We start from the raw sequence: 21,255 nt of genomic DNA on the forward strand, positions 1-21,255 counted from the left end.
ATTTTCCAGCGGCCAATGGAGCACCTGAAGAGCGGATGAGCGAAGCCGGAAACGACCAGCAGACGAAGGCCGCCGGCGCCTACCGCGTGCTTGCGCGTAAATACCGCCCCACCGATTTCTCCGGCCTGATCGGCCAGGAGCCGATGGTCCGCACCCTGACCAACGCCTTCTCTTCCGGCCGCATCGCGCAGGCCTGGATGCTGACCGGCGTGCGCGGCGTGGGCAAGACCACCACCGCGCGCATCCTGGCGCGCGCGCTGAACTACAAGACCGCAGAGATCGACCAGCCTTCGGTCGACCTGACCATTCCCGGAGAGCATTGCCAGCCGATCATGGAAGGCCGCCATCCCGACGTGATCGAGATGGATGCCGCCTCGCACACCGGCATCGACGACATCCGAGACATCATCGAGCAGGTGCGCTACGCGCCGGTTTCGGCGCGCTACAAGGTCTACATCATCGACGAGGTGCACATGCTGTCCACGCAGGCCTTCAACGGCCTGCTGAAGACGCTGGAAGAGCCGCCGCCGCATGTAAAATTCATCTTCGCCACCACCGAGATCCGGAAAGTCCCAATCACGGTGCTGTCGCGCTGCCAGCGCTTCGACCTGCGCCGCATCGATGCTTCGGTGGTCAAGGCCGACCTCAAGCGAATCGCGGGCCTCGAAGGAATCGAGGCCGAGGATGCCGCGCTTTCGATGATCGCTCGCGCGGCCGAAGGCTCCATGCGCGACGCGCAATCGATCTTCGACCAGGCGATCGCCCATGGCGCCGGCAACGTGACCGCCGAGGCGGTGCGGGCCATGCTTGGCCTGGCCGATCGGGCGCGCATCGTCGACCTGTTCGAGCACGTCATGAAGGGCGATGCCGCCGCCGCGCTGCAGGACCTGCGCGCGCAATATGATGTCGGCGCAGACCCTGTGGCGGTGCTGACCGACCTTGCCGAATTCAACCATTTGGTCACCCGCATGCGCTTCGTACCCTCGGCCGCCGAGGATGCCTCGCTGAGCGAGGACGAGCGCGTGCGCGGGCTGGAATTTTCGCAGAAGCTGTCCGTGCGGGTGCTGTCGCGCTCTTGGCAAATGCTGCTCAAGGGCATTCCCGAGGTGCAGTCGTCCAACCGGCCGATCAGCGCGGCCGAGATGGTGCTGATCCGCCTGGCCCATGCCGCCGACCTGCCGACGCTGGACGAGGCGCTGAAGTCGCTTGGCGACGGCGCGCCGGCCGGTGGCAGCGGGCCGCGCCCGTCGGGCTCTCCGCTGTCTTCCGGCGGCGGTTCGGGCAACGGCGCCAATGCCGTGTCGCAGACCGTGATGCAGCCGAACAATGGCGGCGGCCAGACCATGCGGCTGGTGTCGGGCGATGCGACGCCGGCGCCGATGGCCTATGCGGCGCCAGCGGTGGAAGAACCGCCGGCGGTGGCGATCAAGTCGCTGGCCGACATCGTCAGCCTCGCCGATGCCCATCGCGACATGGCGCTGAAGGTGCTGGTCAAGCGCTGCGTGCGGCTGGTCAGGGTCGAGCCCGGTCGGCTGGACGTGAACCTGACCGACGAAGCGCCCCGGACGCTGCTGAACGACCTGACGGTGAAGCTGAAAGCCTGGACCGGGCGCCACTGGATGGTGGCGCTGTCGCGCGAGGAAGGCGGCCAGACGCTTTCCGAAGTGGAAAACGAGCGGCGCGAGAACGCGTTTCTCGACGCAAAGGCCGATCCGACAGTCGCGGCGATCTTGGCAAAATTCCCGGGCGCCAAGATCATCGACGTGCGTATTCCCGATGCGCCGGAGGCCGAGGCGGCCGATGCCGACATGCCGGCCGAGCCGCCGGTCGAAGACGACGACGACGAGAACTGACCAGAACAAGGACTATCGACCATGAAGGATCTCCTCGGCCTGATGGGCAAGGCGAAGGAAATGCAGGCCAAGTTCCAGGCCATGCAGGAAGAGGTCGCCACGCTGGAAGCCACCGGCCAGGCCGGCGGCGGCCTGGTGCAGGTGACGATCTCGGGCAAGTTCGAGATGAAGGCGCTGAAGATCGACCCGTCGCTGCTGAAGGAAGACGAGGCCGAGATTCTCGAGGACCTGATCATCGCCGCCCACAACGACGCCAAGGCGAAGGTCGAGACGGTGATGCAGGAGAAGACCAAGGCGCTGACCGCCGGCCTGCCCATTCCGCCCGGCATGAAGCTGCCGTTCTGAGGCGGTCCGAACGTTGCACCTGGCCGCCCGCTGATGCGGTTTTGCAGGCTGGCCGGCCTGGCTCAAATCCTGTGTCTGCTGACAAGGCCGCGCGAATTTTCGTGCGGCTTTGCCTGCGCCTGCGCTAAATCATAGACATGTCCAAGCGAATCGCCGGCCCTGAAATCGAACGCCTGATCCAGCTCCTCGCCAAGGTGCCGGGGCTGGGGCCGCGCTCGGCGCGGCGCGCGGCGCTGCACCTGATCAAGAAGAAGGAGCAGCTGATGGCGCCGCTGGCGGCGGCCATGGGCGAGGCGGTGGAGAAGGTGCGCGTCTGCTCCACCTGCGGCAATGTCGACACCGTCGACCCCTGCACGGTCTGCACCGACCCGCGCCGCGACCCCACCACCGTGATCGTGGTCGAGGAAGTGGCGGACCTCTGGGCGCTGGAGCGCGCGGCTGCCATGAACGCGCTCTACCATGTGCTTGGCGGCACGCTGTCGCCTCTCGACGGCATCGGGCCCGATCAGCTGAACATCAGGCAACTGGTGCAGCGTGTGTCCGAAGGCGCGATCAAGGAAGTCATCATCGCCGTCAACGCTACCGTCGAGGGACAGACCACCGCACATTACCTGACCGACCAGCTCGCCGCCTTCGACGTGAAGGTGACACGGCTTGCGCATGGCGTGCCGGTGGGCGGCGAGCTCGACTATCTCGATGAGGGAACGCTTGCCGCGGCACTGAAATCGCGGACCGCTTTCTGACGCATTTTGCCGGCAAGGGGGGACAATGAAGTCAAAAGCCGCGGTTCTCTCTCACACCCGATATTCCAGCCCGACGCGCATGCTGCTCGGCCTGCCGCTGGTCCTGTGCCTTGCTCTCGCGGCCATGCTCGCAGTGCGCCCGGCAGCCGCCGCGCAGATCGACGATCAGTTCCGCGCCTGGCTGCAGAACGACCTCTGGCCGGAGGCCAAGAAGCGCGGCATCTCGCAAAAGACCTTCGATGCCGCCTTTGCCGGCATAAAACCCAATCTGAAGCTGCCGGACCTCGTGCTGCCCGGCACCAAGCCGACGACGCCGCAAAAACAGCATCAGGCCGAGTTCGGCGCGCCGGGCAATTATTTAGGGCCGCTGGGCAACGTCACCGCCGGTGCGCGCACGCGCGCCGCGCAGAATGCCGCCACGCTGGCGGCGATCGAAAAACGCTTCGGTGTGCCGCGCGCGGTGGTGCTGGCGATCTGGGGCCGCGAATCGGGATTCGGAACGGCGAAGATCCCGCACAACGCCTTCGAAGTGCTTGGCACCAAAGCCTTCATGGCCACCCGCAAGGAGATGTTCCGCAACGAGGTGCTGTCCGCCCTTGAGATCGTCGAGCGGGGGCTGGCGGACGTGAAGGCGATGAAATCGTCCTGGGCCGGCGCGCTCGGCCAGCCGCAGTTCATGCCCTCCAAATATCTCCAGCATGCGGTCGACTTCGACGGCAACGGCCACCCCGACATCTGGAACTCGACGCCCGACACACTGGCTTCCATCGCCAATTATCTCGTCCATTACGGCTGGGCGAAGGGCCGCGACTGGGGATTCGAGGTGACCGTGCCGGCAGGCGTGTCCTGCGCGCTCGAAGGGCCGGACCGCGGCAAGAAAATTGCCGAATGGGCGGCGATGGGCATCAAGCGCGTAGGGGGCAAGCCGTTTCCTGCGAGCGAGATGGGGCAGCAGGGCTTCCTGTTGATGCCGGCCGGGCGCAACGGGCCGGCCTTCATCGTCACGCCGAACTTTTATGTGCTCAAGGAGTACAACCAGAGCGACCTCTACGCCCTGTTCATCGGCCACGGCGCCGACCGCATCGCCCATGGCGACAAGCCCTTCGCCGGCGCGTGGGGCGAAGTGGACCAGCTGTTCCGTTCCGACATTGCCGACATGCAGCGCGGGCTGGAACAAGCCGGTTACGACGTCGGCGGCGCCGACGGCCTGCCGGGCTTCAAGACACGCCGCTCGATCGGCGACTGGCAGGCGAAAAACGGCCGCGCCGCCACCTGCTTCCCTGACAAGGGGCTGGTCGAGGCGATGCGGTAGGGGCGGATTTCGCCTTGCCGCGTTGCCCCTCAAGCCGCCTGCGACAATTGCCGGTGCACGTCGGCGAGGATTTCGTAGGAACGCAGGCGAGCCGCGTGGTCGAATATCTGCGACGTGACCATCAGCTCGTCGGCGCCGGTGCGCTCGATGAAAGCTTCGAGGCCTCGGCGCACGGTTTCGGGCGAGCCGACGACGGAGCAGGATAGCGCCTGGGCCAGCATGGCGCGCGCTGCCGGATCGAGATCGGCGTCGTAGTTCTCGACCGGTGGCGGCAGCGGGCCTGCGCGGCCGGTGCGCAGATTGACGAAGGCCTGCTGCTGCGAACTGAAGAGCAGCCTGGCTTCGGCGTCGGTCTCGGCGGCGAAGACGCCCATGCCGAGCATCACATAGGGCTTGTCGAGGCGCTCCGAAGGCTGGAAGCGCGAGCGGTAGATGGCGATGGCGTTTTCCAGTTCGGCCGGCGCGAAATGAGAAGCGAAGGCATAGGGCAGGCCCAGTATCGCGGCAAGCTGCGCGCCATAGAGGCTGGAGCCCAGCACCCACACCTCGACCTCCTGGCCTTCGCCCGGCACGGCGCGCAGGCGCTGGTCGGGTTCGGCTGGGGCGAAGTAGTTGATGAGCTCGACCACGTCCTGCGGGAAACTGTCGGCGCCGGCCTCGAGATTGCGGCGGAGCGCGCGGGCGGTCAGCATGTCGGTTCCGGGAGCGCGGCCGAGGCCGAGGTCGATGCGGCCGGGGTGGAGGGCCGCCAGCGTGCCGAACTGCTCGGCGATCACAAGCGGCGCGTGGTTGGGCAGCATGATGCCGCCGGCGCCGACGCGGATGGTGCTGGTGCCGGCCGCGACATGGGCGATGACCACCGAGGTGGCGGCGCTGGCGATGCCGGGCATGTTGTGGTGCTCGGCCAGCCAGTAGCGCCTGTAGCTGAGGCGTTCGGCGTGGCGGGCAAGATCGAGCGTGTTGGCCAACGATTGGGAGGCGGTGCCGCCCTCAATGATCGGCGACAGGTCGAGAACGGAAAGCGGCGTCATTTCAGTTTCCCCGGGACAGCACGATGCCCGGATATAGGAACTGGAGGCCGGCTTGGCAAAGGCAGTCTCAGGCCGACTTCGGCGCCGCCTCTTCTTCCTCGCCGTTTTCGGCGGTCTGCTCGGCGGCGAGGAAATTGCCGACGTGGCGCAGGCTTTCGAAATGGTCGCAGAAGACCTTGATGACCACCAGGAGCGGCACCGCGATCAACGCGCCGACGAAGCCCCACAGCCATGACCAGAAAGCGACGGCGACGAAGATCGAGACCGCATTGATTTCCAGCCGCCGCCCGACGATGAGCGGGGTGACGAACTGGCCCTCGACAACGTCGCATACGATCACCACCACGGGCGCGAGCAAGGCGTAGTACAGACTGTCGAACGATACGATGGCAATCACCGCCACCAGCAGGATGTTCATCGCCGCGCCGATATAGGGCAGGAAGTTGAGCAACGCTGCCGTCGCGCCCCAGACGAAGGGGGTGGGCATGCCGACGGCCCACAGGCCGAAACCGATGACGACGCCCAGCCCGATATTGATGATCGTGATCGTCAGCAGGTAGTGCGAGATTTCCCGCTCGATGTCGTAGACAATGCGCAGCGCGCGCTTCTTTTCGCTGAGCCGGGCAAAGGACTGCACGATCTTCTGGTAGAACAGCGTGCCCGAGGCGAGCAGGAACAGCGACAGTACGAAGGTGATTGCCGGCGCCGCGCTGGCCGAGAGGATGTTGCTGGCGGCCTGGGAGATGATGCCGGGCTGGGCGATCACCACCCGCTGCACGCCCGGTTCCTGCGGGGTTTCCGCAGCCCGCTCGACCTGATGGGAGATGTTCATCATCTTTTCGAAGGGCTGGCGCAGCTTGGCAAGCCGCTGGTGAAGCTGGACGCCGATCGCCGGGGCGTCGTCGATCAGCTTGGTGACGGGGCCGCTGAGCAGATAGCCGCCGATGCCGATGATGCCGACCGTGATGAGGACCAGGATGGTCGCCGAAACCGGCTCGGGGATTCCGCGCTTGCGCAGAAATCGGACTATGGGGGTCAGGATCAGCGCCAGAAGGCAGGCAAGGATGACCGGCATGAAGAAATCGCGCCCGAAGTAGAGCGCCGAGGTTGCCATCATTGCGAAGATGCCGATCAGCAGAGAGCGTATGTGCCTGACGTCGGATGCGGTTCGTTCGGATTCCGTCGGGCCGGCCTCGGACAATTCGTGCTTCATTTCCGAATCCCCCACGGACCGCGGGCCGCCGCGGCAGGCGGCGGGCGAAAAGTCCCTGTGGGCTGCACAATGCGCCTGGCGGGACTTGGTTCCCGGTCAGCCGGCCGCCCGCGTATGCTGGCCGGCGGCGACCTCGCGGCGCACCAGCGGCGCGACCCTGGTGCCGAACAGTTCTATGGCCTTCATGACCTTGGCATGAGACAGCGTGCCGATCGCCATCTGCAGCAGGAAGCGGTCGTTCCTGAACAGCTTGTGGGTGGCGATCATCTTCTCGGCCACCTGCTCGGGATCGCCCACGAACAGCGCGCCCCGGGGCCCCCGTGCCTGATCGAAGTGGGCCCGGCTGGTGGGGCCCCAGCCGCGCTCGCGGCCAATGCGGTTCATGACCTCGGCCTGGGGGCCGTAGAAGTCGTCGGCCGCCTGTTCGGCGGTTTCGCCGACGAAGCCGTGCACGTTGAGGCTGGTGGCGAGCCCGGCGGGATCGCGGCCCGCGCGGGCGGCTGCCTGCCGGTAGAGGTCGAACAGCGGCGCGAAGCGGGCCGGTTCGCCGCCGATGATGGCGAGCGCCAGCGGCAGGCCGAGCGCGCCGGCGCGGGCGACCGAGGTCGGCGTGCCGCCCACTGCGATCCAGATCGGCAGTTGTTGCTGATAGGGGCGCGGATAGACGCCGCGGTCGTGGATCGAGGGGCGCAACTCGCCCGACCAGGTGACGCGCTCGCTCTCGCGCAGCTTCAGGAGCAGTTCGAGCTTTTCGGCGAAAAGCTCGTCATAATCTTCGAGCCGGTAGCCGAACAGCGGTAAGGATTCGATGAAGGAGCCACGCCCCGCCATGATTTCCGCGCGCCCACCGGAGATGAGGTCGAGCGTGGCGAACTGCTGAAAGACGCGCACCGGATCGTCGGAGGAGAGCACCGTGACGGCGCTGGTGAGCCTTATGCGGCTGGTGCGCTCGGCCGCGGCCGCCAGGGCAACGGCGGGGGCAGAGGCCGCGTAGTCGGGCCGGTGGTGTTCGCCAAGCCCGAACACGTCCAGCCCGACCTGATCGGCAAGCTCGATCTCCTCCATCAGGTCGCGCAGGCGCTGATAGGGCGTGACGGCGCCGGGGCCCGGCACCGGGCTGACATCCGCGAAAGTGTAGAGGCCGATTTGCATGGCTTTTCCCGAAGCGTTTATCAGTAGAGGTAGATATGCGCGGGTCCCGGCACCAGATGCCCGGAAGAGAACCGTGGCGGCCGAATTTGCCGCGACAAAGCGTTCCGCGAGGGCAACAACTGCGCGCTGCATGGCCGAAATGCAGAATTGGCGCTTGAACTCTCGGCTCTGCTGCGTATGTAAACGGCTCGTAATGATAAGAGACGTAAAGGCGAAAATTGGCAATCTATAGGGAAAAGGACTTCAACGAGCGGCGCAACGCCGCAAACGAAGCAAAGAAGGCTCTCCTCGAAAGGTTCAAGGCAAGACCGGCGGACGATGATCCGGAAGTGCTGGCCCGCAGGGCCGAGCGCCAGGCCATCCTTGAAGCCCGCGCGATACGCGAGGCCGAGAAGGCCCGCATCAGGCAGGAAAAGCTTGCCCGCGAAGCCGCCGAGAAGGCTGCACGCGAGGCTGCCGCAGCCGAGGCGCGCAGGATAGCCGAAGAGGCTGCTGCTGCCGAGGCCAAGGCAAAGGAAGCCGAGGAGAACGAGCGCATCGCTCGAGTGCTCTCGGACGAAGCCGAGCGCAAGGCAAAGCGCGACGCGCGCTATGCGGCCCGCAAGGCCCGCAGCGGGCGCATGCCGCCGCCGCCGCGGCCGTAACGCGCAAGGCCGGCTGCCGGCCAGCATTTCCGTTTCGACCAGGAACCCTAAGGCGCCACGCCGCGGGGTTCCTTGTCGTGCGCTATTTCTTGTCCTTCAGTTTGAGCGCATGGACCGGCTGGACCGACTGTGGCGCTGCCGGCGCAACGCCCCGCCTCTTGGCGTCCTTCTTGGGTTTCCGGGGTTCCTTGTTGCTGCGCAATTGACCCTTGGCCATGGCCTGCTCCTCCGAATAGCACAGTGAAGCAACGGATTGCCTTGAGGGCAAGGATAATTGCAACGCCGCGACGCGCCCGTGCGCCGGCTCCCTTCTTGACGCAGAGACGCGGCGCTCGTGGGAGGACCAGCGGCGCAGGATAGCGCCGGAAGGCGCGCCGATGGGCAGGTAGGGCGCCCCTAAGGTCTCAGCCTCGGGAGGAGGTGGCTCTATCCCTCTTCGCCGTCCATCACCATCAGCCGTAATTGCCCGGTCCGGGAATCGGCCATGCGAGGTCCGGCAGCCTCCTTGCGCGAGGGCACGGATGCCTGATCGCCGCCGCCGGCGGCGTCGTCGCCGAGTTCCAGAGTTTCGATTTTCGCGCCGCGCCGGGTGATCTTGCCGGTGGAGATGAGAATGTCGTCGATGTCCTTGGCGGTCTGGCCGAAATGACCCTGCAGCCTGCGCACCCGCTCGTCCAGCCGCGACACGTCCTCCATCAGCCGGATCACCTCGCCCTGGATCAGGTGCGCCTGCTCGCGCATGCGCGCATCCTTCAGGATTGCCTGGATGACCTGGATCGACAGCATCAGCAGCGAGGGCGAAACGATGACCACGCGCGCCTTGTGCGCCCGGTGGACCAGCGCCTCGAAATTCTCGTGGATCTCGCTGAACACGGATTCGGAGGGCACGAACATGAAGGCCGTGTCCTGGGTCTCGCCGGCGATCAGGTATTTTTCGGATATGTCGCGAATGTGGACCTCGACATCGCGGCGGAAGGCCTGGGCGGCGAGCTTTTGCGCGTCAGGGCCTTCGGCGGCGCGGATGGCGTTCCAGGCCTCCAGCGGGAACTTGGCGTCGATGACCAGCGCCGGCGAGCCATTGGGCATCTTGACCACGCAATCGGGCCGGCTGCCATTGGAAAGCGTGGCCTGGAACTGGTAGCCGCCGTGGGGCAGCCCGTCGGCGACGATCGCCTCCATGCGCGACTGGCCGAAGGCGCCGCGCGTCTGCTTGTTGGACAGGATTGCCTGCAATTGCACCACCTGGCCGGCGAGCGACTGGATGTTGTTCTGCGCCGTGTCGATGACGGCGAGGCGCTCCTGCAGCTTCGCCAGGCTCTCATGGGTGGATTTCGTCTGCTCGGTCATGGTCTGACCGAGGCGGCCGGTCATGGCGTCCAGCCGCTGGCTGAGCGACTGGGTGAGCTCGGCCTGCCGTGCGCCGAACAGTTCGGCCATGGCGCCCATGCGGCCCTGCATCTCGGCCTGCGCCCGCAGGATGGCGCCCATGCGCGCCTCGGCCTCGGCGGCTGCGAGCGCCCGCGAGCGGGAAGAGCGCCACAACGCGAGCGCCAGCATGGAAAGCAGGGCGGCCATGAAGACGCCGCCCAGGCCCAAGGCCTGGCCAAGCGTGAATGCGCTGGCGCCAAGCTGAAGGGCCGGCTGCGAAAGAAGGGCGGGCAGATCGCTCATCGGCGCAGGATACGCGATTCGCAAGCCGAGAAAAGATCAAAACAAGAACATTTGTAGGACTGGCAGTTGACGCTTTTTGTGCGAGGTCTTAGGTGAGGCGCATGACGATAAAGCCGCTGATCATCCTTCCCGATCCTGTCCTGCGCCAGGTTTCCAAGCCCGTAGAGCGCGTGGACGAAGAGCTGCGCAAGCTGGCCGACGACATGCTGGAAACCATGTACGAGGCCCCCGGCATCGGCCTAGCGGCGATCCAGATCGGCATTCCGCTGCGCATGCTGGTGATCGACCTGGCCAAGGAAGGCGAGCCGCCGGCGCCGATGGTCGTCGTCAACCCCGAGATCCTGCACGGCTCGGACGAGCGCTCGCTCTACGAGGAAGGCTGCCTGTCGATCCCGGACTATTATGCCGAGGTCGAGCGGCCGGCCACGGTGCGGGCGAGTTTCCTTAATCGCGAGGGCAAGCAGCAGGAGATCGTGGCCGAGGGGCTCTTGGCCACCTGCCTTCAGCACGAGATCGACCACCTGAACGGCGTGCTGTTCATCGACCACATCTCCAAGCTGAAGCGAGACATGGTGATGCGCAAGTTCAAGAAGCTGGCCAAGGACCGCCCGCCGAGCCGCATGGTGGGGTAACACCCCGGATCGTTGAAAATCGCGTCTTCGCCCGCTATGATATCGCTGATATCAGGCGGAGGCGGTTATGGGCGACATGCTGATCCGTGGAATTCCAGAACCGCTGAAACGCGAAATCGCTCGCGCGGCCAAGCAGGACGGGAAGAGCTTGTCCGCCAAGGCGATCGAACTGCTTCACAAGGGCATGGTTGCAAAGGAAGACGTCAAACCTGCCGCTGAACAATCAGCATGGGATGCGTTGCGGGCGGTGTTTGTCGCCGAAGGTGCGATCGATGATGAATATTCCAAGATCATGGAAGAACTCGAATCTGAACGGAAGCGGGACTTCGGCCGGCCAATCGAGGATTTCGAATGATCGTGCTGGATACGAATGTCGTTTCGGAAGCTAGCAAACCTTCACCTTCTCCGGCCGTACTCAACTGGTTTCAAAACCAAAGCCTGCTGGAACTTTATCTTTGCGGACCTGTGGTGATGGAACAAACTTATGGTGCCGAAAAATACCGGATCCGGACTGGATCTGACCGCTATATTCGCGTTCTAGACCAGCTTGTCCTCGACCAGTTCCGCAATCGACTCCTTGAGTTTGATGGCGTCGCGCCTTCCCTTGCAGGCAAGCTGAGGGCTATGAGGGAGAGGAACGGTCGGCCGGTCAGTCTCCCTGACGCCATGATCGCCGCCATCTGCCTTGCTCACGACGCCACCTTGGCCACGCGAAATACACGCGACTTCGACGGGCTTGACCTGAAGCTCGTAAACCCGTTTGAAGCGGGTGAATGACCGGCGCGGCTATCCGCGCCTACGAACAACAGCCGGATCGGGAGTAGAATGCCGCTTCGCGTCATCTTCATGGGTACGCCGGATTTTTCCGTGCCGACGCTGGCCGCCATCGCTGCGGCCGGGCATGAGGTGGTCTGCGTCTACACCCAGCCGCCGCGCCCGGCAGGCCGGCGCGGACTGGAGCTGACGCCGTCGCCGGTGCAGCGCGAGGCCGAAAGGCTGGGCGTCGAGGTGCGCACGCCGCTGTCGCTGAAGGGCGAGGCCGAGCAGGAGGCGTTTCGCGCACTTGGCGCCGATGTCGCCGTGGTGGTGGCCTATGGGCTGCTGCTGCCGAAGGCCATCCTTGAGGGCACGCGGCTCGGCTGCTACAATGGCCACGCCTCGCTGCTGCCGCGCTGGCGGGGGGCCGCCCCCATCCAGCGCGCCATCATGGCCGGAGATGGCGAGACCGGCATGATGGTGATGAAGATGGATGCCGGGCTCGACACCGGCCCGGTGGCGCTCGCGGCAAAGGTTGAGATCGGCCCGGATATGACGGCCGGCGAGTTGCACGACCGGCTGATGGAGCAGGGCGCTGGCCTGATGGTCGAGGCGCTGGCGAAGCTGGAGCAGGGGGACCTGCCGCTGACTGCTCAGCCCGAGGACGGTGTGGTCTATGCCAAGAAGATCGACAAGGCCGAAACGCGCATAGATTGGGCGCGGCCGGGATCGGAAGTGCACAACCACATACGCGGTCTCTCGCCTTTTCCGGGTGCCTGGTGCGAGGTGACGATCGGCGGCAAGACCGAGCGGCTGAAGGTGCTGCGAACCACGCTTGGCGATGGGAGTGGCGCGCCGGGCGAGCTACTGGACGAATCTCTCACTGTTGCCTGCGGCGAAGGTGCCGTGCGGCTGCTGGAAGTGCAGCGCGCCGGCGGTAAAATCATCTCGGCGGAAGAATTTTTGCGCGGGGCCAAGCTCGGCAAGGGAGGAAAGCTCTCATGAGCACGGTAACCGTAAGGCAGGCGACGCCTGAGGACCGGAAGGCGATTTTCGGCGTCGAGGAGCGCGCCTTCGGGCGCAAGCATGAGGCGGATCTTGTCGAGCGCATCGTGGCCGACGGCGAGCAGCTTCTGGAACTGGTTGCCGAGAAGGACGGCCACATCGTCGGTCATGTGCTGTTCTCGCGTCTGCTGGTCGATCCCGACGGCACTCCCTTCGATGCGGTTTCGCTGGCTCCGCTGGGTGTGGACCCCGACTATCAGGGGCAAGGCGTGGGCAGCGCGCTGGTGAGGCGCGGGCACGAGATCTTGCAGGAGCGCGGCGAGAAGCTCTCCATCGTGGTGGGCGATCCGGCCTATTACGGCCGCTTCGGCTATGCCCGCGCGGGCGCCGAAAAATTCACGAGCGACTATCAGGGCGATGCCATGCAGGCACTTTACTGGGGCGAGGCCCCGACCAGCGGCCAGCTGGCCCATCCCCGCGCCTTTGCCGGTTGGTGAGCAGTGCCGCGCTATCGCCTCGACATCGAATATGACGGAACCGCCTATGCCGGCTGGCAGCGCCAGGACGGGCCTGCCACGGTGCAGGGCGCCATCGAACAGGCCATCAAGGGCTTTTCCGGCCAGGAGGTGACGCTGCGCGGCGCCGGCCGCACCGATGCCGGCGTGCATGCAACCGGGCAGGTCGGCCATGTCGACCTCGACAAGAACTGGCGCGACGACACGGTTCGCGATGCGGTGAACGCGCATTTGCAGATGGCCGGCGAGGCGGTGGCCATATTGGCTGCGCGCATGGTGCCGGACGATTTCGACGCGCGCTTTTCCGCCACCGGCCGGCAATATCTCTACCGCATCCTCAACCGCCGCGCGCCGGCCGCATTGGAGGCACACCGCGTCTGGCTGGTGCAGAAGCCGCTGGACGCCGAGGCCATGCAGGCGGCGGCGCAGGTGCTGGTGGGGCGGCACGACTTCACCACCTTCCGCTCGCAGCAGTGCCAGGCGGCCAGCCCCATACGCACGCTCGACCGCTTTGACGTGGTGCGCAATGGCGACCTCATCGAAATCCATGCCGCAGCGCGCTCATTCCTGCACAACCAGGTGCGCTCCATGGTGGGCACCATCAAGCGGGTGGGCGAGGGAGCCTGGACGGCGCAGGACGTGAAGGACGCGCTTGAGGCGAAGGACAGGGCAGCCTGCGGCACGGTGGCGCCGCCGCAAGGGCTTTACCTGACTGGGGTCGACTATCCGGAAGCGTAGATTCCGAAAACGGACTGCAGCACTACCAGAACGGTGATCGAGGCCGCCAGCATGCCGGCAAAGACCGCGCTGCCGAAGGCGGTGCCCTTGGCGATGACGACATTGGTGAGACGCCAGGTGAGCACCATGGACAGGCTGAACAGCGCCAGCGACACCGCCGTGAAGAACCCCGAATTGGCCGGCAGGACGAGCCGCAGCAGGGCGGCAGGCAGCAGCAGCCAGGACAGGATTGCCGTGCCCCAGTTCAGCGCCACGACATATTGCACGAAGCGGTCGCGGATACCGGCCAGCGGCGCGGCGAAGGCGAGCGCCACCAGCGGCAGTATCCAGGTGCCGAGGTCCACCACCGCAAGCCGCAGCAGATAGGAGAAGGGCCCCACCGGCGCGGCCGGATCGGCGCCGAGTTCCTTGGCGGTGCCCACCCAGCCCACGATCAGCGGCGGCAGCGCGATCACGATGGCGAAAAAGGAATTCCAGAAGCCATCGGCCGAGATGTCGAGCAGGCCCAGGCCGTCCCGGCGGCCCGTCATCAGTCGCCAGGCGCCGACCAGATATCGCTCTATGTCGTCGGCGGGCGGCATTGTCAGCCTCGTTCGAACCAGTCCCGGATGAATCGAGCGTAGATATCGGTCAGAGTCTCGAGATCGGCAACCGCCACGCGCTCGTCCACCATGTGCATCGTCTTGCCGACCAGGCCGAATTCGACCACCGGGCAGTGGTCCTTGATGAAGCGTGCGTCCGACGTGCCGCCGGAGGTCGACAGCGCCGGCTTGCGCCCGACGACGGCTTCGACCGAGCCGCTCAGCGTCTCGATCAGCTGCTCGTCGCGAGTGAGAAACACGTGGCTCGGCCCGTCGCGCCAGGCGAGCTCGAACTCGATGGGCTCCTTGCGGCCCTTGCGGTATTTCTTGCGGCCGCTGGCCACGTCGAGCCGGTTGTGGATCTCGGCCTGGATGGTCTCCGCCGTCCAAGTATCGTTGAAACGGATGTTGAAGGTGGCTGTCGCCTTGGCCGGGATGACATTGGTGGCCGGGTTGCCCACGTCGACAGTGGTGATCTCCAGATTTGTCGGCTGGAAATCCTGCGTGCCCTCGTCGAAGTCGGGCACGAGGAGCGCGTCGAGCAGGGTCATCAGCCCACGCACCGGATTGTCGGCGAGGTGCGGGTAGGCTGCGTGGCCCTGGCGGCCGTTGACCGTAACGGTGCCGGACAGCGAGCCGCGCCGGCCGATCTTGATCATGTCGCCGAGAACGTCGGGGTTGGTCGGCTCGCCGACGATCGAGGCGTCCCACGTCTCGCCCTTGGCGGCCGCCCAGTCGAGCAGCTTGGTGGTGCCGTTGATGGCGGGGCCTTCCTCGTCGCCGGTGATCAGCAGCGAAACGGAACCCTTCGGCTTGCCATGCGCCTCGATATGGCGGGCAAGGGCTGCCACGAAGCAGGCGATGCCGCCCTTCATGTCCACGGCGCCGCGGCCATACATCTCGCCATTGTCGATGGTCGCCGAAAAGGGCGGGTGCTTCCACGCCGCCTCGTCGCCAACCGGCACCACGTCGGTGTGGCCGGCAAACATCAGGTGGGGGCCGTTGCCGGAAAGCCGGGCATAGAGGTTTTCAATGTCGGGCGTGCCTTCCTCGGAGAACACCGGCCGCTCGACCGTGAAGCCGAGCGGCTTCAGCATGGCTTCGAGCGCGGTGAGCGCGCCGCCCTCGGCGGGCGTCACGGAGGGGCAGCGGATAAGGGCGGCGAGGTTTTCGGCGGGATCTTTTGGCAGCATCATGGCGATGAGGGATAGTCGAAAGCGGCGCGGCTGTCACGCCCGAGATGGCGACCGCGGAGCCTTGCCTGGCTTGTGGTTTTCGTGCCGTATAGCGCTGCGCCGAAAGAGATTTTTTCCATGGTCGGTACAAATACCCGGATCGTCATTGCGGGCGCCGGCAGCATAGGTTGCTATGCCGGCGGCTGCCTGGCGCTTGCGGGCCGCAGGGTGCGGTTTCTTTGCCGGCCGAGGATCGAAGCGATGTTGCGAACCGGCGGCCTGCGCGTCACCGATCTCGACAGCCGCGACGCGCGGCTCGACGCAGCCGAGCTTTCCGCAACCGCCGACCCGGGCGAGGCGCTGGCCGACGCCGGCGTGATACTGGTCACCGTCAAGAGCGGGGCGACGGATGAGATGGCCAGGCTCATTGCCGTCCACGCGCCGTCCGACGCGGTGGTGGTCAGCCTGCAGAATGGCGTCGACAATGTCGGCAGGCTTCAATCCCTGCTTGGCGGCAGACAAGTGCTGGCCGGCATGGTGCCGTTCAATGTGGTGCAGGCGGGCGAGCCGGACGGCCTGCATGTGCATCGCGCCACTGAGGGAACGGTGCTGATCGAGGATCGTGTGCCCGGGCTTGCCGAACTGCTCGATGTCGAGGGATTTGCGGTCGAAACGCATGCCGACATGCCGGGAGTTCTTTGGGGGGAGCTCCTGCTCAATCTCAACAATGCGCTGGTGGCGCTGTCGGGCCTGCCTCTGGCCGCGCAGCTTGCCGATCGTCGCTGGCGGGTGATTCTGGCGCGCCAGATCGAAGAAGCGCTGGCGGTGCTGAAGGCGGCCTCGATCGTGCCGGGCAGGATCGGCGGGCTGCGCCCCGCCCTGTTGCCCACGGTCCTGCGCCTGCCCGATTGGCTCTTCAGGCTCGTGGCGAGGCGGATGCTAATGGTCGACCCGCAAGCGCGTTCCTCGATGTGGGAGGATCTCGAACGTGGCCGACCGACCGAGATCGAGGAGTTCCAGGGCAAGATCCTGCGCGTGGCGCAGGATACGGGAGCGGCCGCGCCGCTGACCGCTCGCTTGGAGTGGCTGGTGCGGGAAGCCGAGGCCATCGGAGCGGGTTCGCCGCAGCTTTCGCCCGAGGCGGTGCTGGACGAGGAAGCCGCGTGCCGCATATGAAGGGCAAGCGACCGGCACGGTTACCGCGCCGGCCGGCACCAATAGATGGGCCGTTCAAGGCCGGGAACGAAAAGATGCCGTTAGCCCTGTCTTCGCTCACCACAATCGGTTTCGACGCCGACGACACGCTGTGGCAGAACGAGCAGTTCTTCCGCCAGACGGAGAGGCACTTTGCCTCGCTGCTGGCCGAGCACGCCGAGGGCCACGATATCGAGGCGCGGCTTCTGGAGGCCGAGAGGCGCAACCTTGCCCTCTACGGCTTCGGCATCAAGGGCTTCACCCTTTCGATGATCGAGACGGCGCTGGAGATCAGCGGCGGCAAGGTGCCGCCAAAGGTGATTCGCGAAATTCTCGACGCCGGCCGCGATATGCTGAGCCACCCGGTGGAGACGCTGCCGCATGTGCGCGAGACGCTGGAGGAACTAGCGGGCGCCTACAGGCTGGTGCTGATCACCAAGGGCGACCTTTTCGACCAGGAGCGCAAGCTGGCGCAATCGGGGCTGGGCGAACTGTTCGACGCGGTCGAGATCGTCAGCGACAAGAACCCGGCCACCTATCATCGCGTCTTCAACCGCCATGGCGACGGGCCGGGCCGCAGCATGATGGTGGGCAATTCGCTGAAGTCGGACGTGGTGCCGGCAATCGAGGCGGGGAGCTGGGGCGTATATGTCCCGCACGACCTGACCTGGGTGCTGGAACATGCCGAGGAGCCGACGGCAGCGCCGCGATTCTGTCGGCTGCAGCATCTTGGCGAACTGGGCGAGCTGATCGAAAGGCTTGGGCGGGGCTGAGGAGTGCCCGCCGCGCATCGTCCACGGGGGGGGGGATCCATGCCCGCTCGTGTAAGAAGCGCTGCTAGGTAACCGAATTGGTGTAGCGGCCGTAGCGGTTGCGGCCTGTGCTGCCCGGCATGATGCAAAGCACCAGGAAGGCGACGATCGACACCACCGGGATGAACAGCGCGACGGCCATGATGCCGGGCTTGTCCATGTCGTGCAGGCGTTTGACCGCTGCGGCGATATGCGTCCACAGAAACACCACGAAGGTCATGCCGAACACCGCCGACCAGGCCTGCGCGGCCGCGCTGTCAGCTGGAACACGGGTGAACTGATAGAGCGGGAACGACACCACCATCAGCATGAACAGGAACGCCAGCAGGAAGGCCGCCCGCCCGATGCGGCCGGTGAAGCGGAAGAACAGCCAGATGAATTGGTCTTTGTCAGGCAAGTGGGTCCGGTCCGTATTGGTTTGCGCCCCTGGCCATCGCGAGCGCGCTGCTTGCGCGCCCGCGATGGCGGAAAGTGCTTTCGTTTTGCCGAAAGATCAATCTCTCAGCAGCTCGTTGATCGAAGTCTTGGAGCGGGTCTGCGCATCGACGCGCTTGACGATGACGGCGCAGTAGAGGCTGGGGCCCGGCTCGCCGTTGGGCAGCGGCTTGCCCGGCAGCGTGCCCGCCACGACCACGGAATTGGCCGGCACCTCGCCATAGAAGATCTCGCCGGTGGCGCGGTCGACGATCTTGGTCGACTTGCCGATGAACACGCCCATGCCCAGCACCGCGCCCTCACGCACGATGCAGCCCTCGACCACCTCGGAGCGGGCGCCGATGAAGCAATTGTCCTCGATGATGGTCGGGCCGGCCTGCAGCGGCTCCAGCACGCCGCCGATGCCGACGCCGCCCGACAAGTGCACGTTCTTGCCGATCTGGGCACAGGAGCCCACGGTGGCCCAGGTGTCGACCATGGTGCCCTCGCCGACATAGGCGCCGAGATTGACGAAGGACGGCATCAGGATGGCGCCTGGCGCGATATAGGCAGAACGGCGCACCACGCAGGACGGCACGGCGCGGAAACCGGCCTTGTCGAAGTCGACCGCGCCCCAGCCGGCGAACTTCGAGGGCACCTTGTCCCACCAGGCGGAATCGCCCGGACCGCCCTTGACGATCTCCATCGGATTGAGGCGGAAGGACAGCAGCACCGCCTTTTTCAGCCACTGGTTGACCTTCCAGGCGCCGTCGTCCTGGCGCTCGGCGACGCGGACGGCGCCGCGGTCGAGCAGGTCGAGCGCGGCCTCGATCGCCTCGCGCGTCTCGCCACGCGTCGCGGTGGTGATCGACTCGCGTTCGTCGAACGCCTTTTCGATGGTGGCTTCGAGGCTTGCGAGATCGGCTTTCGACATGAAAATGCTCCGTTACACGTGCTGTTAAGGCACGGGCCATAGGCTGTAATTAAGACGCGCGGACCCTATGTCAGGCCTGAAGAGGGGTCAATCACGAGAGCGCCGGAGACGGCGCTGACATCAGAAAATTTGGACAGGAAGAACACATGAATCCGATGGAAAAGGCGGGCTGGACGCCGTTGCCGCATTCGACCGAGGACCTGGCCAGGGCCAAGGCCGTGCCGGACACGCCGCAGACGCGCGCCGCCACCTATCGGCTGGCTTGGGACGACGAGGACTTCATGACGCGGCGCGAACTGCGCGCGGTGCGGCTGCAACTGGAACTCTTGAAGCCCGAGATGATCCTTGCCGAACGCGGCATACGCTCCACGGTGATCCTGTTCGGCGGGGCGCGAATCCCCGAGCCCGGCGGTGAGGCCTGGGCGGCCAAGGACGAGACGCAGAAGCGGAACCTGGAAAAGAACAGCAAATATTACGACGAAGCGCGCAAGTTCGCGCAGCTCTGCTCGCGCTATTCGGCCACGTCGTATTTTCGCGAATATGTCGTGGTGACCGGCGGCGGCCCGGGCGTGATGGAGGCCGGAAACCGTGGCGCGGCCGATGTCGGCGCGCCGTCCATCGGGCTCAACATCGTGCTGCCGCACGAGCAGGCGCCAAACCCCTACATCACGCCGGAGCTTTGCTTCAACTTCCACTATTTCGCGCTGCGCAAGATGCATTTCGTCATGCGCGCCAAGGCCGTGGCGGTGTTTCCGGGCGGCTTCGGCACCATGGACGAGCTGTTCGAGACGCTGACGCTGATCCAGACGGGGCGCATGGAGCGCGTGCCGGTGATCCTGTTCGGCCAGGAGTTCTGGGAACGGGCGCTCGACCTCGACTTTCTGGCCGAGCAGGGCACCATCACGCCCGGCGACCAAGACATCATCGACTTCGCCGAAACCGCCGACGAGGCGTGGGACATCATCCGCCGCTTCTACAAGCTCTGAGTTTTCCGCGCGGGGATGCCGCATCCCACCCCGCTGGAAAGCATCGCGGCGTTCGGCTAGACCTTCTACCCATGGCAAGGTTGAGCAAACGGAATGGCTGGTTTGCCGCGCTTCGGCGTGACCGCCTGCTGTTTGCCATTGCCGCCTCGCTGGTGCTGCTGGCGCATGTGTTCCAGCCGCTGGCCGAGGCCAGGGCCGCAAGCAGGGCCGACGGCTGGGTCATCTGCACCATGTTCGGCATGCAGAAGGCGGAGCCCGACGGCAAGCTGCCGCCGATCGGCGCCGCCGACGACTGCCCAAGCTGCATCATGGGTACCTGCGCCGGCATGGCCGCCCCGCTCAGGGTGGAAGCCCCATTCGACCCGGCCTTTGCCGCACCTGTCGCCTATCGCGACGGGCGGCTCATTTCCATCGAGACCAAAATACCGCCGGAGCGGCTGAACGAACCGCCGCCGGCCATACGCGCACCGCCTTCCGTTCTCGCCTGAAACGAGCCTGCTTCCGCGCCTGCGGAAGAAAGAATCTGTTTTTGGACGCAAGAGGAAAAGACCATGCGCCGAGTTATTCTGCCGCTGACCGCAGCCTGCGCGCTGACGGCCATTTCGAACGTGACCGCCCATGCCCACGCCTCGCTGGAAAAGAGCGAGGCCGCTCCCGGTTCCTACAAGGCCGTGCTGAAGATCCCGCACGGCTGCGACGGCCAGGCCACCCACACGGTGCGCCTCGAAATCCCCGAGGGCTATGTCGGCGTGAAGCCGATGCCGAAGGCCGGCTGGACGCTGGCGGTGGAGAAGGGCGACTACGCCAAGGCCTACAAGCTGCACGGCTCCGAGGTGAAATCGGGCGTGAGGGCGGTGACCTGGAGCGGCGGCAACCTGCCGGACGATTTCTATGACGAGTTCGTCGTCAGCGGCACGCTGGCCGGGGTGGAGGAAGGACGGAAGCTGTTCTTCAAGGCCAGGCAGGTTTGCGACGATGGCGAAGTGTCGTGGCACGAGGAGCCGGCGAAGGGGCAGGACCCGCATTCGCTGGAGCACCCGGCGCCGGCGCTGACCATCCTGGCCGCCAACGGCGGCGGGCATGACCATGCCGCCCATGGCGGGCAGCATGACGTGGTGAAGGCCGGAGAGCTGGAGATCAGCCAAGGCTGGGCCCGCGCCATGCTGCCGGGGCAGAAGGCCGGCGGCGGCTACCTGACCATCGCCAACCACGGCAAGGCGGCCGACAAGCTGGTGGCGGCGTCCTCGCCGGCGGCAGGCAAGGTCGAGATCCACACCATGTCGATGAAGGGCGAGGTGATGGAGATGCGGCCGGTCGAGGGCGGGCTGGGGATCCCGGCCGGCGAGACCGTGGAGCTGAAGCCGGGCGGCCTGCATGTGATGTTCCTGAACGTGAAGGAACCCTTCAGGGAAGGCGCCTCGGTGCCGGTCACGCTGGAATTCGAGCACGCCGGCAAGGTGGAACTATCGTTGCCGGTCAAGACCGCGGCGGGCGGCGGGGACCATTCCCACCACTGACGATGCGACGCGCGGGCATGGGCGCGGCTCCT

Annotated in this window: 24 protein-coding genes; 16 read left to right on the forward strand and 8 right to left on the reverse strand. The window is 65.8% G+C overall.

The annotated features are described in order from the left end of the window. Positions 1-35 precede the first annotated feature (35 nt). The 4 genes from AC3A4H_RS18850 (at position 36) to AC3A4H_RS18865 (ending at position 4,253) form a co-directional block, all read left to right on the forward strand. A complete protein-coding gene (locus tag AC3A4H_RS18850) occupies positions 36-1,853 on the forward strand; it encodes a DNA polymerase III subunit gamma/tau (protein ID WP_487768063.1) in 1,818 nt (605 codons plus the stop codon). 21 nt (positions 1,854-1,874) lie between these two features. After that, a complete protein-coding gene (locus AC3A4H_RS18855; protein ID WP_348779153.1) occupies positions 1,875-2,198 on the forward strand; it encodes a YbaB/EbfC family nucleoid-associated protein in 324 nt (107 codons plus the stop codon). A gap of 137 nt (positions 2,199-2,335) precedes the next feature. Next, entirely contained in the window at positions 2,336-2,941 is a 606-nt protein-coding gene (recR, locus tag AC3A4H_RS18860; protein WP_487768064.1) for a recombination mediator RecR, read from the forward strand. A 79-nt stretch (positions 2,942-3,020) separates the two neighbouring features. After that, positions 3,021-4,253 (forward strand): lytic murein transglycosylase, encoded by a 1,233-nt coding sequence (locus AC3A4H_RS18865; protein ID WP_487768115.1) that lies wholly within the window; start codon positions 3,021-3,023, stop codon positions 4,251-4,253. Positions 4,254-4,282: 29 nt separating this feature from the next. On the opposite strand, the gene AC3A4H_RS18870 is transcribed toward AC3A4H_RS18865, so the two are convergent. The 3 genes from AC3A4H_RS18870 to AC3A4H_RS18880 form a co-directional block, all read right to left on the reverse strand. Beyond that, positions 4,283-5,284 (reverse strand): LLM class flavin-dependent oxidoreductase, encoded by a 1,002-nt coding sequence (locus tag AC3A4H_RS18870; protein ID WP_487768065.1) that lies wholly within the window; start codon positions 5,282-5,284, stop codon positions 4,283-4,285. 67 nt (positions 5,285-5,351) lie between these two features. After that, positions 5,352-6,497 (reverse strand): AI-2E family transporter, encoded by a 1,146-nt coding sequence (locus tag AC3A4H_RS18875; protein WP_487768066.1) that lies wholly within the window; start codon positions 6,495-6,497, stop codon positions 5,352-5,354. A gap of 96 nt (positions 6,498-6,593) precedes the next feature. Beyond that, positions 6,594-7,649: an LLM class flavin-dependent oxidoreductase gene (locus AC3A4H_RS18880; RefSeq protein WP_487768067.1), complete on the reverse strand. Its 1,056-nt coding sequence runs from the start codon at positions 7,647-7,649 to the stop codon at positions 6,594-6,596. Between the two features lie 218 nt (positions 7,650-7,867). On the opposite strand from AC3A4H_RS18880, the gene AC3A4H_RS18885 reads away from it, so the two are divergent. Continuing rightward, positions 7,868-8,293, forward strand: coding sequence for a DUF6481 family protein (locus tag AC3A4H_RS18885; RefSeq protein ID WP_348779158.1), 426 nt, complete (start codon positions 7,868-7,870; stop codon positions 8,291-8,293). Between the two features lie 426 nt (positions 8,294-8,719). Here AC3A4H_RS18885 and AC3A4H_RS18890 read toward each other — a convergent pair whose 3' ends face one another. Next, positions 8,720-9,964: a DNA recombination protein RmuC gene (locus AC3A4H_RS18890; protein WP_487768068.1), complete on the reverse strand. Its 1,245-nt coding sequence runs from the start codon at positions 9,962-9,964 to the stop codon at positions 8,720-8,722. A 101-nt stretch (positions 9,965-10,065) separates the two neighbouring features. On the opposite strand from AC3A4H_RS18890, the gene def reads away from it, so the two are divergent. From def to truA, 6 genes are all read left to right on the forward strand, one after another. Beyond that, on the forward strand, positions 10,066-10,596 hold the full coding sequence (def, locus tag AC3A4H_RS18895) for a peptide deformylase (protein ID WP_487768069.1): 531 nt from the start codon (positions 10,066-10,068) through the stop codon (positions 10,594-10,596). A 67-nt stretch (positions 10,597-10,663) separates the two neighbouring features. Beyond that, complete coding sequence (locus AC3A4H_RS18900) at positions 10,664-10,951, forward strand: plasmid stabilization protein (RefSeq protein ID WP_487768070.1); 288 nt, start codon at positions 10,664-10,666, stop codon at positions 10,949-10,951. After that, complete coding sequence (locus AC3A4H_RS18905; protein WP_487768071.1) at positions 10,948-11,373, forward strand: PIN domain-containing protein; 426 nt, start codon at positions 10,948-10,950, stop codon at positions 11,371-11,373. The genes AC3A4H_RS18900 and AC3A4H_RS18905 overlap by 4 nt, the downstream gene beginning before the upstream one ends. A gap of 48 nt (positions 11,374-11,421) precedes the next feature. Next, positions 11,422-12,357 carry a methionyl-tRNA formyltransferase gene (gene fmt, locus AC3A4H_RS18910; protein WP_487768072.1) on the forward strand — a complete coding sequence of 312 codons (936 nt, stop codon included), beginning with the start codon at positions 11,422-11,424 and terminating at the stop codon, positions 12,355-12,357. Next, complete coding sequence (locus AC3A4H_RS18915) at positions 12,354-12,854, forward strand: GNAT family N-acetyltransferase (protein WP_487768073.1); 501 nt, start codon at positions 12,354-12,356, stop codon at positions 12,852-12,854. Before fmt ends, AC3A4H_RS18915 begins: the two co-directional genes overlap by 4 nt. Positions 12,855-12,857: 3 nt before the next feature. Further along, positions 12,858-13,610: a tRNA pseudouridine(38-40) synthase TruA gene (gene truA / locus AC3A4H_RS18920; protein WP_348779165.1), complete on the forward strand. Its 753-nt coding sequence runs from the start codon at positions 12,858-12,860 to the stop codon at positions 13,608-13,610. On the opposite strand, the gene AC3A4H_RS18925 is transcribed toward truA, so the two are convergent. Together AC3A4H_RS18925 and dapE are read right to left on the reverse strand one after the other, a co-directional pair. After that, a complete protein-coding gene (locus AC3A4H_RS18925; protein ID WP_487768074.1) occupies positions 13,595-14,191 on the reverse strand; it encodes a transporter in 597 nt (198 codons plus the stop codon). The genes truA and AC3A4H_RS18925 overlap by 16 nt on opposite strands. Before the next feature lie 2 nt (positions 14,192-14,193). Continuing rightward, a complete protein-coding gene (dapE, locus tag AC3A4H_RS18930; protein ID WP_487768075.1) occupies positions 14,194-15,387 on the reverse strand; it encodes a succinyl-diaminopimelate desuccinylase in 1,194 nt (397 codons plus the stop codon). Between the two features lie 117 nt (positions 15,388-15,504). On the opposite strand from dapE, the gene AC3A4H_RS18935 reads away from it, so the two are divergent. Then, positions 15,505-16,542: a 2-dehydropantoate 2-reductase gene (locus AC3A4H_RS18935; RefSeq protein ID WP_487768076.1), complete on the forward strand. Its 1,038-nt coding sequence runs from the start codon at positions 15,505-15,507 to the stop codon at positions 16,540-16,542. A gap of 74 nt (positions 16,543-16,616) precedes the next feature. Then, positions 16,617-17,333 carry an HAD family hydrolase gene (locus AC3A4H_RS18940; protein ID WP_487768077.1) on the forward strand — a complete coding sequence of 239 codons (717 nt, stop codon included), beginning with the start codon at positions 16,617-16,619 and terminating at the stop codon, positions 17,331-17,333. A gap of 64 nt (positions 17,334-17,397) precedes the next feature. On the opposite strand, the gene AC3A4H_RS18945 is transcribed toward AC3A4H_RS18940, so the two are convergent. Continuing rightward, positions 17,398-17,769, reverse strand: a complete 372-nt coding sequence (locus AC3A4H_RS18945) for a DUF805 domain-containing protein (RefSeq protein ID WP_487768078.1) — start codon at positions 17,767-17,769, stop codon at positions 17,398-17,400. Positions 17,770-17,865: 96 nt separating this feature from the next. Continuing rightward, entirely contained in the window at positions 17,866-18,720 is an 855-nt protein-coding gene (dapD, locus tag AC3A4H_RS18950) for a 2,3,4,5-tetrahydropyridine-2,6-dicarboxylate N-succinyltransferase (protein ID WP_487768079.1), read from the reverse strand. Between the two features lie 146 nt (positions 18,721-18,866). Between dapD and AC3A4H_RS18955 the strand changes: the two genes are divergently transcribed. The 3 genes from AC3A4H_RS18955 (at position 18,867) to AC3A4H_RS18965 (ending at position 21,223) form a co-directional block, all read left to right on the forward strand. Beyond that, entirely contained in the window at positions 18,867-19,706 is an 840-nt protein-coding gene (locus tag AC3A4H_RS18955) for an LOG family protein (protein WP_348779172.1), read from the forward strand. A 71-nt stretch (positions 19,707-19,777) separates the two neighbouring features. Further along, entirely contained in the window at positions 19,778-20,194 is a 417-nt protein-coding gene (locus AC3A4H_RS18960) for a hypothetical protein (RefSeq protein ID WP_487768080.1), read from the forward strand. 63 nt (positions 20,195-20,257) lie between these two features. Further along, on the forward strand, positions 20,258-21,223 hold the full coding sequence (locus AC3A4H_RS18965; RefSeq protein ID WP_487768081.1) for a DUF1775 domain-containing protein: 966 nt from the start codon (positions 20,258-20,260) through the stop codon (positions 21,221-21,223). The last annotated feature ends 32 nt before the right edge of the window (positions 21,224-21,255 follow it).

It is taken from the genome of Pseudaminobacter sp. Soil_N_29, from assembly GCF_057656055.1.

Coding starts and splice junctions, on each gene's coding strand:
- AC3A4H_RS18870 (WP_487768065.1), bottom strand. CDS start 5,284: ATGACGCCGCTTTCCGTTCTCGACCTGTCGCCGATCATTGAGGGCGGC.
- AC3A4H_RS18965 (WP_487768081.1), top strand. CDS start 20,258: ATGCGCCGAGTTATTCTGCCGCTGACCGCAGCCTGCGCGCTGACGGCC.
- AC3A4H_RS18915 (WP_487768073.1), top strand. CDS start 12,354: ATGAGCACGGTAACCGTAAGGCAGGCGACGCCTGAGGACCGGAAGGCG.
- AC3A4H_RS18850 (WP_487768063.1), top strand. CDS start 36: ATGAGCGAAGCCGGAAACGACCAGCAGACGAAGGCCGCCGGCGCCTAC.
- dapD (WP_487768079.1), bottom strand. CDS start 18,720: ATGTCGAAAGCCGATCTCGCAAGCCTCGAAGCCACCATCGAAAAGGCG.
- AC3A4H_RS18905 (WP_487768071.1), top strand. CDS start 10,948: ATGATCGTGCTGGATACGAATGTCGTTTCGGAAGCTAGCAAACCTTCA.
- AC3A4H_RS18955 (WP_348779172.1), top strand. CDS start 18,867: ATGAATCCGATGGAAAAGGCGGGCTGGACGCCGTTGCCGCATTCGACC.
- AC3A4H_RS18900 (WP_487768070.1), top strand. CDS start 10,664: ATGGGCGACATGCTGATCCGTGGAATTCCAGAACCGCTGAAACGCGAA.
- fmt (WP_487768072.1), top strand. CDS start 11,422: ATGCCGCTTCGCGTCATCTTCATGGGTACGCCGGATTTTTCCGTGCCG.
- AC3A4H_RS18865 (WP_487768115.1), top strand. CDS start 3,021: ATGCTGCTCGGCCTGCCGCTGGTCCTGTGCCTTGCTCTCGCGGCCATG.
- AC3A4H_RS18875 (WP_487768066.1), bottom strand. CDS start 6,497: ATGAAGCACGAATTGTCCGAGGCCGGCCCGACGGAATCCGAACGAACC.
- AC3A4H_RS18960 (WP_487768080.1), top strand. CDS start 19,778: ATGGCAAGGTTGAGCAAACGGAATGGCTGGTTTGCCGCGCTTCGGCGT.
- AC3A4H_RS18855 (WP_348779153.1), top strand. CDS start 1,875: ATGAAGGATCTCCTCGGCCTGATGGGCAAGGCGAAGGAAATGCAGGCC.
- recR (WP_487768064.1), top strand. CDS start 2,336: ATGTCCAAGCGAATCGCCGGCCCTGAAATCGAACGCCTGATCCAGCTC.
- AC3A4H_RS18935 (WP_487768076.1), top strand. CDS start 15,505: ATGGTCGGTACAAATACCCGGATCGTCATTGCGGGCGCCGGCAGCATA.
- dapE (WP_487768075.1), bottom strand. CDS start 15,387: ATGATGCTGCCAAAAGATCCCGCCGAAAACCTCGCCGCCCTTATCCGC.
- AC3A4H_RS18940 (WP_487768077.1), top strand. CDS start 16,617: ATGCCGTTAGCCCTGTCTTCGCTCACCACAATCGGTTTCGACGCCGAC.
- AC3A4H_RS18880 (WP_487768067.1), bottom strand. CDS start 7,649: ATGCAAATCGGCCTCTACACTTTCGCGGATGTCAGCCCGGTGCCGGGC.
- AC3A4H_RS18925 (WP_487768074.1), bottom strand. CDS start 14,191: ATGCCGCCCGCCGACGACATAGAGCGATATCTGGTCGGCGCCTGGCGA.
- AC3A4H_RS18890 (WP_487768068.1), bottom strand. CDS start 9,964: ATGAGCGATCTGCCCGCCCTTCTTTCGCAGCCGGCCCTTCAGCTTGGC.
- def (WP_487768069.1), top strand. CDS start 10,066: ATGACGATAAAGCCGCTGATCATCCTTCCCGATCCTGTCCTGCGCCAG.